This window comes from Flagellimonas allohymeniacidonis (assembly GCF_004296335.1).
Taxonomy (GTDB): domain Bacteria; phylum Bacteroidota; class Bacteroidia; order Flavobacteriales; family Flavobacteriaceae; genus Flagellimonas; species Flagellimonas allohymeniacidonis.
Genome location: NZ_SGIU01000001.1, coordinates 855127 through 867404 on the forward strand (window position 1 = coordinate 855127; position 12278 = coordinate 867404).

Genomic DNA, 12278 nt, shown 5'->3' on the forward strand with positions numbered 1-12278 from the left:
CAGCCCTTTTCTTTTTTTGAAATCATGGGAGGATAAAAAATTCTTTTTACGGAAAGACTTAGAATTTATACTTTAACGAAAATTTTAATTCCCCCTTGATGAAAAATAACACTTTGGTCCATGTTGGCCTGGCTATTTTGCGAATCTTACCTTCTGGATTTATGCTTACCCATGGCTTTCCAAAATTTCAAAAACTAATTAGTGGTGACACAGAATTTCTAAGCCTTTTCGGTATGGGTTCAGCCCCTACCCTTTTTCTTACGGTAATCGGTGAATTTATTTGTCCAATTTTATTGATCATAGGTTTTAAAACCCGATGGGCCGCAATTCCTTCCGCAATAACCATGGCTGTTGCCGCCTTTGTAGTTCATGGCGGCGACCCTTTTGGTGATAAGGAGTTGGCCTTAATGTACTTCACTATTTTTGCTGTGATATTCCTTTTGGGTCCCGGAAAATATAGCGTGGATAGACGATAATTAGGCAATTTCCACTAACAGCTCTTTCAAAAGATCAGCTTGCCCCATATTGTTCGCGTTTACTCCTTTACTTTTTAAGTCGAGCTGTCTTAATCCCGAAATGATTCGACTTACCCGTTTCATGGGATAATTTTTGGCGGCAACGGTATACTCACTCACGAAAAAAGGATTCACACCTAAAACACTGGATACATTTTTGGGTGAGTGGTCTTTTAACCCGTGATATTGAAGCAACTGGGTAAAGAATGTATTAAGGGTGGCTACGGTTACAATAAAAGGGTTGTCTTTGGGATTATTGGAAAAGTAATCAATAATTCTGGCCGCTTTCTTCATGTCTTTCTCCCCAATCGCCTTTTTAAGCTCAAAATTGTTGAAATCCTTACTGAAGCCAATGTGCTTTTCAATCAATTCAGGGGTGATCTCGTCGGTTTTCGAAAGAATCAAGGTAAGTTTATCCAATTCATTTCCAATTCGTCCTAGATCAGTTCCCAAGAACTCGACCAAAAGAACACAGGCTTTGGGCGTAATACGATATCCTTTGCCAGCAAGCGTTCGTCTTATCCAATCTACTACTTGGTTTTCATAAAGCTTCTTACTTTCGAAGATTACACCGTTTTTTTGAACGGTTTTGTAAAGCTTTTTACGTTTGTCAAGTTTTTTGTACTTGTAACAAAGCACCAATACGGTGGATGGCTGAGGGTTCTCTGCATACGAAACCAAGTTTTCTATGGTTCTGGATAAGTGCTGGGCTTCCTTAACAATAAGCACTTGATGGTCGGCCATCATTGGGAATCTTTTCGCACTGGACACTATCTCTTCAAGGTTGGAGTCTTTTCCGTACAGGACCATTTGATTAAAACCCCTTTCCTCTTCCGCAAGCACGTTGTCAGCAATATATTGGGCAATTTTGTCAATGTAGTAGGGCTCCTCCCCCATCAAAAAATACAAAGGTTTTGGTTCTCCTTTATCTATCTCCGCTACAATTTCCTTAACCTTATCCATTCATCAAAATTTATCACCTTTGTGACATGCAAGACTTGAACTTTCCCAAGTACGCCTTTCGAATCAAAAATAGCGAAAATAGCCTCTCGATTTTTGACATTGTTCGCAAAAAATTCGTGCTTCTACAGCCTGAGGAATGGGTTCGTCAGCACACCTTACATTTTCTAATACATACGAAACAATATCCACTAAGTCTCGTGAATGTTGAAAAGCAATTGGTGGTCAATCAATTGAAGAAACGATATGATATAGTGGTGTTCAACGCATTGGGCCAAGTAGAGATTTTGGTGGAATGTAAATCCCCGACTACCAAAATCACCCAAGAGGTCTTTGATCAAATAGCGCGGTACAATTATCAGCTGAAGGCCCAATACCTGATGGTGACCAATGGAATGGCACATTACTTTTGCAAAATGGACCATGTCAATGAAAAATATACTTTTTTAAAGGAATTTCCTGATTTTCGCCGTTAATTTGCTGCCGCTTTGAAGATTGCTGTAGTCATATTAAACTGGAACGGGAAATCCCTTTTGGAAAGATTTCTACCCAGTGTATTGGCCCACTCCGATGGAGCCGATATTTACCTTGTTGATAACGCCAGTACGGATGATTCGATAGATTTTGTAAACCAAAATTATCCTTCCATAGGTATTGTTCAAAATACCTCCAACGGTGGTTTTGCAAAAGGTTACAACGATGGGCTTAAGACCATTGACGCAGATGTTTATTGCCTTTTAAACTCGGATGTTGAAGTGACCCCAAACTGGTTGGGTCCTGTTATTGATACCTTTGATGCCCTGCCCAAAACGGCTATAATCCAACCTAAAATTCTTGATCTTAAACGAAAAGACCACTTTGAGTACGCCGGAGCCGCAGGTGGGTTCATAGATAAATTAGGATATCCGTTCTGTAGGGGGAGAATCTTTCAGGCTTTGGAAAAAGATGAAGGCCAATACGATGACGTTTCCGAAGTGTTTTGGGCGACCGGGGCCTGTATGTTTATAAGAAGCTCCGTTTTTTGGTCATTGGGCGGTTTTGATGAAGACTATTTTGCCCATCAAGAGGAAGTGGATCTGTGCTGGAGGGCAAAAAATCAAGGGCACAAAGTATACTATGTAGGTAAAAGCCAAGTCTATCACTTGGGAGGTTCGACCTTGGATAACATGAATCCAAAAAAAACCTTTCTAAACTTCAGAAATTCGCTGTATTCCATTACTAAGAATCTACCAAGAAGAAAGGCTTTTTCGATTATTTTCTTGAGACTTCTTCTTGATGGAGTCGCTGCACTCCGATTTATTGTGCAGTTGAAATTCTCCCATTGTATCGCCATTCTTCGGGCTCATTTCAGTTTTTATACTACCTTTAGAAAGATGTATCGAAAAAGGGAAAAAGCCAATTTTTTGATAAAATACTACTCCACAACATCCATTGTCTGGTCCCATTTCGTACATCATGTAAACAATTTTAACATTTTAGTAAAAGATTAACGGATCACCATTATTGAAACCTTCGTTTTTCTATAATTTTGGTTCATCTTTTAAAAATCGACATCTCTAATTAATCCTAATTTATACTCAGAATTATGAAAAAAGTTTTTCTTGGAACATTGGCCATGGCAGTTTTGTTGTCGTCTTGCGTATCCCAAAAGAAATATGCAGAGCTTGAAGCAAAACAAAAAGAAACTCAGGATCTTTTGAATTCTGCCACGGTAAAACTTAATGACTGTTTGGAGGAAAAAGCTACGGCTACCTCAAGACTCAAAACTCTTGAAGACCAAAATGCCTTTTTGAAGGCCAACAACCAAGAGTTAATCAACAATATGGGGAATCTCACCACTCTCACTACGAAAGGGGCGGAAAACCTAGAAAAATCCTTAGAAAGTCTACGCGAAAAAGATTTGACCATACGTAAACTACAAGATGCCGTTACCCGAAGAGATTCTGTAAACTTGGCCCTTGTTCAAAGTTTGAAGGGTGTGTTGGGCAATTTGGATGACGAAGATATTGAAATCAGTGTTGAAAAAGGTGTTGTATTTGTATCCATCTCTGACAAGTTGTTGTTTAGAAGTGGAAGCTACAATATCACCTCTGCTGCTAAAGGAGTGCTAGGTAAAGTGGCAAAAGTGGTAAACAATAAACCTGACTTCGAATTTTTGGTAGAAGGGCATACCGATAACGTTCCTTTTGCCAGTGGAGTTTTGGTGGACAACTGGGATTTGAGTGCAAAACGTGCAACCTCAATCGTTAGGACACTTCAAAACGAATTCAACGTAGATCCGAAGCGTATGACCGCTGCTGGAAGAAGTTACTACGTACCAATTGCATCAAACGATTCAGCGGGCGATCGTGCCAAGAACAGAAGAACCCGAATTGTGGTACTTCCAAAAATCGATCAGTTCTACAGCATGATCGAAGAAGGTATGAAGGATCCAGCCATTGGTGGTTCAGGAAACTAAGAAAATCCGATTATAATTGTGAAACGGCCCTTTATGGGCCGTTTTTTTTGATTAAAGGTTACAGAATATCCAAGTCACCCTTTCCTTCCCTTAGCACTTCGGGCTCCCCCTTGGACAAATCGATTACCGTGGAAGCCACATTGCCTCCATATCCCCCATCGATGACCACATCGACCAGATTGTTCCATTTCTCATATATAAGTTCAGGATCTGTAGTGTACTCCAAAATATCATCCTCATCATGTATGGAGGTGGAAACAATCGGATTGCCCAACTCCAAAACCAATTCTTGCGCAATTTTGTTGTCCGGTACTCGGATACCGACGGTCTTCCTTTTCTTGAAATCTTTGGGTAAATTATTGCTGCCTGGCAGCACAAAGGTATATGGGCCTGGAAGGGCTCGTTTTAATATTTTGAAGGTCGGGGAATCTATTTGACGAGCGTAATCGGACAAATTGCTTAAATCGGCACAGACAAAGGACCAATTGGCCTTAGCCAGCTTTACACCTTTGATTCTGGCTATTTTTTCAAGCGCTTTGGAGTTTGAAATATCACAGCCCAATCCATACACCGTATCCGTGGGATAAATGATCAACCCTCCTTTTCGCAGGATGTCCCCAATATGGGCAATTTGCCTTGGGTTCGGGTTTTCCTCAAACAACTTGATCAATTCGGCCATAACACTGATTTTTAGATGCTTATATATCCTTCTGTCCAGAAATTAAAGCATACTATTTTTCAACGGATTACGTTATTACAAAGTAACAAAGATTATTCCCAAATCTGACACCATGAACACCATAAGAGGTCGTGTGTTGATTGCTTTTTGTGTGCTCTTTCTTTTGATTGGCCCTTTTCTCCTTTTTGCCTTTAAGAGTCTGCAGAAAATCGACAATGCCAAAACCTTGCGTGAAAGGGTGGCCGTGTTTGATGGTAACCGCCTAAAAGCCGATAACAAGTTTTTCCAAATACTTGATTTCGATACCAAGAGCAACGAGTTTTATAGCGACAAATCCTCAAAATCGCTTCAGGAATATCACCAATACATCGAAAATTCCAAAAAGGCCGTCGCGAGCATTAAAGCCGCGAACTATAATGCCAATAACACCATTGACAAAAGATTGAGCCGTATTTCTTCGGATTTGGAAGCATTGAACTCAAAAATCACTCATGTTTTGGGTCTGATTCAACAAAAAGGCTTCAAAAATTATGGAACCATTGGTAGAATGCGCCAAAGCATTCATCAGCTGGAAGCGGGGACCAAGGGAATTTCCTTGGAAGAAGTGCTTCAACTGCGAAGGCTCGAAAAGGACTTCTTCTTAAGGAAGGACCAATCCTATGCCAAAACGCTGAACATATTCTGTGATAATATCTTGATAAAGCTCAAAAGCGATGCGGAAACGGATTCAGAGACAGTCGTATTGTTGGAGACCTATAGAGAAAACTTCAACTTGATAACCCATTTGGAAAAGGAAATCGGCAATGGCAACTCCGGCATGATTCGAGAAATTCAGCGCATAAACCAAAGGTTAAACGGACAAGTTGCGGCCTTATATAAGATGGTCGACGCGGATTCCAAGATAATGATTGGCTCCATAAAGTCGTATTTGGTACTATTCTTTACTATTACGGTTCTTTTTGCCATATTATCGGCCTTTGTATTTTCAAGCCATATTGCGAAACCCATCAATACCTTGATCAGCGATATGGACTCCATTGTCCAAAACAACTTCGAGGGGCAATTGAAAAGAAATAGGAGTATAAAAATTGCCGAAATCGATAAGCTTACAGGCACCTACAATGGATTGGTGAGTAAAATAAAAACACAAATCAACGCTCTGAGCGAAAAGAACAAGTCGTTGAAATTTTTGAATGGCAAGTTAGTGGAGTCTGAAAATGAACTCAAGGAAGCTTCCAGAATCAAGGATAAGTTTTTCTCCATAATTTCCCACGACCTAAGAGGTCACACCGGTAACGTGCTGTCTTTGGCTAACATCCTAAAGGATGAAAAGGAAAGTTTGAAAAAAGAGGAAAAGGAATTGTTTATCAAATACCTATCCGATGCCTCACAAAACCTCCAATTACTGTTGGATAATCTGTTGAATTGGGCCAAATCGCAAATGAACGACCATGAGGTCTCAAAACGTTCCTTCAACATTTTTCAAGTCATTCAAAAGAATGTGCTGCTTTTCAAGGAAAATGCGGCCAGAAAAAACATTTCCATTAGCTATGAGGAACGACTGGTGCCAAACGCCTATGCGGACAAGGACATGATCGACTTTGTCATACGAAACCTTTTGTCAAACGCACTAAAGTTCACTACCCAAGGGGATTCCATTTTGATTCAAGTCCTTGAAGGAACCTCCGAATTGATCATATCAGTAAAGGACACAGGTATCGGTATGTCTGAAAAGCAACGAAAAGCACTTTTAAACTCCACTAAAGAAAACAACTCCACCAAAGGGACCCACAATGAGGAGGGAACCGGATTGGGCTTTGCCATTTGCAAGGACTTCATCCAAAGAAATAATGGAAGTATCGAAATTGATTCGAAACTCGACCATGGGAGTACATTTAGCTTTACCGTGCCCACGAGTTTGACAAGGGAAAGTATTTTAAGAGTATCTTAGTTAGGCATCTAGAAGCTCCAACTTGGCAAATCGAAGAAGAAGTTTCTTCACATCGCCTTTTTCGAACTGGATTTCCGCTTTTTTGTCATTGCCAGTACCCTCAATTTTCAAGACTTTGCCCCTTCCAAACCGGGTATGGTTCACCAAGGACCCCTCGGCTAAATTGGGATTAATAACATTGGTGTTTTCAGCTGGGGAAGAAATTTGTGGTTTTAGTTTTCGAAGCTTTCTAAGTTGATTTTCATTCGGCCGATGAAAACTGGGAGGTGTCCCTTTAACGGGCTTCATTTGTCTTAATTTGCTTTTGTCCACCTCGCCAAAAATATCCGCATCAATCAAGGACTTATATCGATATCCATCGTTGACTGGAATAAGATTTTCTAGATATTTCTCATCGATTTCTTCCAAAAAACGGCTTGGCTCGGCATCAATGAGCTTTCCCCAACGATAGCGGTTTTGGGTATAGGTGAGATAAGCTTGCTTTTCAGCCCGTGTAAGTGCTACATAAAAAAGGCGCCTTTCTTCCTCTAGTTCGCTTCTGGTGTTCATGCTCATGGCTGATGGGAACAAGTCCTCCTCCATCCCCACAATGTATACATAAGGGAATTCCAACCCCTTTGCCAAGTGTATGGTCATTAAAGCCACACGGTCATCATCACCAGTGTCCTTGTCCATATCGGTGGCAAGGGCTACATCTTCCAAGAATTCGGTCAGGCTACCTGTGGCATCCGCCAACTCTTTTTGGCCCTCCACAAAATCCTTTATTCCATTGAGCAATTCCTCAATGTTTTCCATTCGGGCGATTCCCTCCGGCGTACCATCCTTCTTAAATTCCAATAAAAGTCCGGTCTTCTTTGCCACATGTTCTGCCAAAGCAAAGGCATCCGCACCCTCATTCATAATTTGGAAGCTCTTGATCATGGTCACAAAGTCCTCAAGTTTTCTCTGGGTACCAGAATTTATTTTCAATTGTAATTTGTCCAAGTTTTCCATGACCTCAAATATGGAACGGCCAAAGTGATTGGCAGCCACCACTAGTTTATCTATGGTTGTTTGACCTATTCCACGTGTTGGGAAATTGATAACACGCTTTAAGGCTTCCTCATCCTTAGGGTTGACCACCAGTCGTAAATAGGCCAACACATCTTTGATTTCCTTTCTCTGATAGAATGAAAGACCCCCATAGATTCTATAGGGAATATCGCGTTTCCTCAAAGCATCTTCAATGGCTCTCGACTGCGAATTAGTTCGATACAATACTGCAAATTCACCATTTTGCAACTGCTGTTGCATTTTATTCTCAAAAATTGAAGAAGCCACATAACGACCCTCCTCAGCATCAGTAACACTGCGGTGCACCTTTATTTTAGGACCTTCCTCGTTGGAAGTCCACACCACCTTTTCTAGTTGGTTTTTGTTTTTCTCAATAATCGAGTTGGCGGCGTTGACAATATTTTTGGTGGAACGATAGTTTTGTTCCAAACGGTACACGGCCACATCGTCATAATCCCGTTGAAAATTCAAAATATTGCTGATGTTCGCCCCTCGGAAAGAATAAATACTTTGCGCATCATCGCCCACTACACAAATATTCTGATAACGGTCTGATAGCGCTTTTACAATTAAGTATTGAGAGTGATTGGTATCTTGATACTCATCCACCAAAATGTATTTGAAACGTTCTTGATATTTCATCAACACCTCTGGGAATCTGGTGAGCAACTCATTGGTTTTTAAGAGGAGGTCGTCAAAATCCATGGCCCCGGCCTTGAAACAACGATCTACGTAGTTTTGATAAATTTCCCCTAGACGTGGGCGTTTGGCCATAGCGTCGGCCTCTACCAATTCGGGATTTTGAAAATAGGCCTTTACGGTAATAAGACTGTTTTTATAGGAGGAAATTCGATTTTGAATCTGTTTGTACTTGTAAATGTCCTTGTCGAGCCCCATTTCTTTTATGAGAGAGGCTATCAAACGTTGGGAATCTTGGGTATCGTAAATAGTGAAATTGCTAGGATACCCCATTTTGTCACCCTCATATCGTAACAATCTGGCAAAAACGGAATGGAAAGTCCCCATCCAGAGATTTTTGGTTTCAGAATTCCCGGCAATGGCGGCAATCCGTTTTTTCATCTCCCGAGCGGCCTTATTGGTAAAGGTCAAGGCCAAAATATTGAACGAGTCCACCCCCTGCTCCATCAAGTGGGCTATACGGTAGGTCAAAACCCTAGTTTTTCCCGAACCCGCACCAGCAATAACCATTAAAGGGCCTTCTTTGTGAAGTACAGGAGCGCGTTGCGCTTCATTCAAATCATCCAAAAACGTACTCAATACCTTCTTATTAGTAAAGTGACTGTGAAATTAGACAATATAGGTTTTATCCTAAAATCATCCTGTTAATAGTTATAAACACGCGGAGGTTCTATCGAATTTGAATATATTTAGAACTTCAATTTGACTATCAATGAAACTTTTTTCCATCGCCATGATGTCCATGGTAATGATCTTTTCAACTTTTGGACAAGAAAAAAAATCGGGGCCCGTGGTTCCAAATTTTGGTAAGGTTTGGGAAATAGACCAGCCCGATTTTGAGACGGATACCACAAAGGAATACAAGGCTGTTTTTGATATCATGCGAAGCCCGGAGTCCCATGAGGAAATCAATAGCAGTATTGAGACTGCAGCGCGTTTTCTTAACATGCATGCGCAGAGTGGTGTGCCTGTTGATCAGCTGAAGGCCGTACTTGTGGTTCACAACAAGGCATCAAAAGATATTATTCAAAATGAAGCCTATCAAAAACGATTTGGGGTTCCCAATCCAAATTTTGAAATGCTACAAGAATTAATGGACGCTGGGGTTGAAGTAATCTTCTGCGGGCAATCTTCCCGTTCCCGTGGATTTCCGAAAGAAGAATTGGTTCCTGGAGTACAGCTGTCCCTTTCAGCCATGACAGCACTAATCCAATTACAAAACGATGGCTATCAACTTATTAAATTTTAAAAATAGATATGAAAGGAATTGTTTTAATTATATGTTTATGCACTGGAGTTTTTGCCATCGCACAAGGCACCAGCCTTGAAAAAGATTTTGCTGCTGTGGAAAGCAAAGTAATCGAATGGCGAAGGGATATTCACCAAAATCCAGAATTGAGCAATCGAGAATTCAAGACTGCCGAAAAGATAGCCAAGCATTTAAACTCTTTAGGCATTGAAGTTCAAACCAATGTGGCCAAAACCGGTGTTGTTGGGCTGCTTAAGGGAAATAAAGAGGGGAAGGTTGTTGCCCTAAGGGCAGATATTGATGCCCTTCCGGTGACCGAACGAAATGATCTACCCTACAAGTCGACCGTCACTTCAGAATTCCTGGGAAAGACAACTGGGGTTATGCATGCGTGTGGACACGATACCCATACTGCAATTTTAATGGGCGTGGCTGAGGTGCTTTCCAAAAACAAGGATAAAATCAAAGGCACCGTTAAATTTATATTTCAACCTGCAGAGGAAGGTCCACCCCCAGGGGAAGAAGGCGGAGCTCTCTTGATGGTGAAAGAAGGAGTTCTCAGCAATCCGGATGTCGATGCCATTTTCGGACTGCACATTAATTCCCAAACTCCCGTGGGTATCATAAAATACAAACCTGGGGGCAGTATGGCAGCGGCTCAGCGATTTGTCATCAATGTGAAAGGTAAACAAACCCATGGGTCGCAACCTTGGGGTGGAGTCGACCCCATATTAATCAGTGCGAAGATTATTGATGGTTTGCAGACTATAATAAGCCGTGAGGCTGAATTGACCAACGAAGCCGCAGTGATTTCCGTCGGAAAGATTACCAGCGGAGTGCGTTTCAATATTATTCCGGAGAGTGCTGAAATGATTGGCACCATTCGCACTTTGGACTACGATATGCAGAAATTGATCAACCGCAGAATGGAAGAAATGGTCCCTGCCATTGCGAAAGCATATGGCGGTGATGCCACCATTGACATACAAACCACGACATCCATAACCTTTAACGACCCAGACCTAACCGCACAAATGGTTCCTACTTTGGAAAGCGTAGCGGGGCAAGAAAATGTAGTGATACATAAGGCAATTACAGGTGCTGAGGATTTCAGTTATTTTCAGGAAAAAGTACCGGGGCTATACTTCTTTTTGGGAGGCATGACCCCAGGAACTACTGAAGCTTACCCACATCACACGCCAGATTTTAAAATTGATGACAGTGGACTGCAACTCGGTGTAAAGGCCATGACACAATTGGCTCTGGACTATTTGAACATGTAAGGTTTTGAGGTGAATTAACACGCTATATTATTTGAAAAACCCTAATCTTTGCAGAATGAGAAAACAACTACCTTTCTTAATAATTCTTTTGATATCGTTGACAGCCCATGCTCAAAAAAAGAGCGAATTGTTTGCTGAAATAGAACAATTGAAGTCAGAAAAACAAGGTTTGGGGCAAGAGCTTGCCGAAGCCAAACGAGAGATTTCATCAAGCAAAGCCAAAGCTGACGCCTTGGAAGCCGAAAATATAAGCTTGCGTGATGCCAATGCAACCCTCTTAACGAACTTGACAAGTTTTTCAGAGCTTTCGAGAAAGAATTCGGAAAACGTAAACAAAACTTTGCAGGCGCTTCAGCAAAAGGAGAGGCAACTCAGTGGAATCAATGAAATGATAGCCGCCAACGACTCAACGGCCATAGTGCTTTTAACCAAGGTGAAACAGATTTTGGGAGATGGTGCAAATGCAGATTTTTCCGAAGGAGATGTCATTATTTCAGGGAGTTTGAACACCTTGTTTGGTTCTGACACTTCGGTGGAACTAAGCGAAGCCGGTTTGGCCTGGGTATCAAAAATCGCTGAGGTCCTAAAAGCAAATCCCGAACGAAAACCTGAAGTTGTTGGCCTAAATATCACGGGAGAATTCGGACTTACCTACGACCAGGCCAATGTTGTGGCCAAGACCTTGACCGACACCCATCAAGTTCCCGCAGAAAAATTGAGCGTTTCGGTACAGGATGGAAATTTCAAGGAGGGCATAAGCATAAAACTCAGACCGGATTATGAAGCTTTCTACGGTACGGTAAAGGAGAGTGTGAAAACCAGCCAATAATTCCATAGGTGCAAACTCCATTTATACTTTTTGAACACTTGGTGCGTTGTACATCTATAAAATCAAAAAAAACCAACTATCCATGAGTGGAGATGACATCTTTCGATTATTCGCTTACCTTTTACCAGCAGTTGTAACCGGAGCTGTGGCCTTTTACTTTTTCAGACTTCATACTCGAAATGAAGAAGGTAGAAGACGTTTTCTTTTGCATAAGGACTCCCAGAAAGATACACTCCCCATTCGTCTACAGGCCTATGAGCGGATGGTACTTTTTTTAGAAAGAATTTCCATCAATAGCTTGGTAGTTCGGGTCGCTCCAAAAGGCAAGGATAAAAACGATTATGAAAATCTCCTCATTAGGCAGATTGAAACGGAGTTTGAACACAATCTTTCCCAACAAATCTACATGTCCGACGAGTGTTGGAACATTATCAAGGCTGCAAAGAATGCAACCATTCAAATCATACGTTCCGCCGGCATGAGTGAAACCGACTCTCCCGATAAGTTACGTGAGGATATTTTGAACCAAACCATGGAAAAACAATCCCCATCGGCAACTGCACTTTCTTACGTCAAAAAAGAAGTGGGAGAGCTTTGGTAAC

At 41.4% G+C, this 12278-nt stretch carries 12 protein-coding genes; 9 read left to right on the forward strand and 3 right to left on the reverse strand.

The features are described 5' to 3' along the window. Positions 1-98: 98 nt before the first annotated feature. Positions 99-476: a DoxX family protein gene (locus EW142_RS03795; protein ID WP_130609859.1), complete on the forward strand. Its 378-nt coding sequence runs from the start codon at positions 99-101 to the stop codon at positions 474-476. Here EW142_RS03795 and holA read toward each other — a convergent pair whose 3' ends face one another. Further along, on the reverse strand, positions 477-1478 hold the full coding sequence (gene holA, locus EW142_RS03800) for a DNA polymerase III subunit delta (protein WP_130609862.1): 1002 nt from the start codon (positions 1476-1478) through the stop codon (positions 477-479). Between the two features lie 26 nt (positions 1479-1504). Here holA and EW142_RS03805 point away from each other — a divergent pair, with 26 nt between their 5' ends. The 3 genes from EW142_RS03805 (at position 1505) to EW142_RS03815 (ending at position 3933) form a co-directional block, all read left to right on the forward strand. Then, positions 1505-1951 carry a type I restriction enzyme HsdR N-terminal domain-containing protein gene (locus EW142_RS03805; protein ID WP_130609865.1) on the forward strand — a complete coding sequence of 149 codons (447 nt, stop codon included), beginning with the start codon at positions 1505-1507 and terminating at the stop codon, positions 1949-1951. Between the two features lie 12 nt (positions 1952-1963). Further along, positions 1964-2965 (forward strand): glycosyltransferase family 2 protein, encoded by a 1002-nt coding sequence (locus EW142_RS03810; RefSeq protein WP_130609867.1) that lies wholly within the window; start codon positions 1964-1966, stop codon positions 2963-2965. 95 nt (positions 2966-3060) lie between these two features. Beyond that, the gene (locus tag EW142_RS03815; RefSeq protein WP_130609870.1) at positions 3061-3933 is read left to right on the forward strand and encodes an OmpA family protein; all 873 of its coding nucleotides are present in this window, start codon (positions 3061-3063) and stop codon (positions 3931-3933) included. A 58-nt stretch (positions 3934-3991) separates the two neighbouring features. Here the strand turns inward: EW142_RS03815 and EW142_RS03820 are convergent, their stop codons facing one another. Further along, complete coding sequence (locus EW142_RS03820) at positions 3992-4612, reverse strand: L-threonylcarbamoyladenylate synthase (RefSeq protein WP_130609873.1); 621 nt, start codon at positions 4610-4612, stop codon at positions 3992-3994. Between the two features lie 112 nt (positions 4613-4724). On the opposite strand from EW142_RS03820, the gene EW142_RS03825 reads away from it, so the two are divergent. After that, positions 4725-6563: a sensor histidine kinase gene (locus EW142_RS03825; protein ID WP_130609876.1), complete on the forward strand. Its 1839-nt coding sequence runs from the start codon at positions 4725-4727 to the stop codon at positions 6561-6563. On the opposite strand, the gene EW142_RS03830 is transcribed toward EW142_RS03825, so the two are convergent. Beyond that, positions 6564-8894, reverse strand: a complete 2331-nt coding sequence (locus EW142_RS03830) for an ATP-dependent helicase (protein ID WP_130609879.1) — start codon at positions 8892-8894, stop codon at positions 6564-6566. Between the two features lie 133 nt (positions 8895-9027). Between EW142_RS03830 and EW142_RS03835 the strand changes: the two genes are divergently transcribed. From EW142_RS03835 to EW142_RS03850, 4 genes are all read left to right on the forward strand, one after another. After that, positions 9028-9564, forward strand: a complete 537-nt coding sequence (locus EW142_RS03835; protein WP_130609882.1) for a DsrE family protein — start codon at positions 9028-9030, stop codon at positions 9562-9564. 8 nt (positions 9565-9572) lie between these two features. Next, the gene (locus EW142_RS03840; RefSeq protein WP_130609885.1) at positions 9573-10847 is read left to right on the forward strand and encodes an amidohydrolase; all 1275 of its coding nucleotides are present in this window, start codon (positions 9573-9575) and stop codon (positions 10845-10847) included. Between the two features lie 55 nt (positions 10848-10902). Further along, positions 10903-11676: a hypothetical protein gene (locus tag EW142_RS03845; RefSeq protein ID WP_130609888.1), complete on the forward strand. Its 774-nt coding sequence runs from the start codon at positions 10903-10905 to the stop codon at positions 11674-11676. An 82-nt stretch (positions 11677-11758) separates the two neighbouring features. Beyond that, entirely contained in the window at positions 11759-12277 is a 519-nt protein-coding gene (locus EW142_RS03850) for a DUF7935 family protein (protein WP_130609891.1), read from the forward strand. Position 12278: the final 1 nt, after the last annotated feature.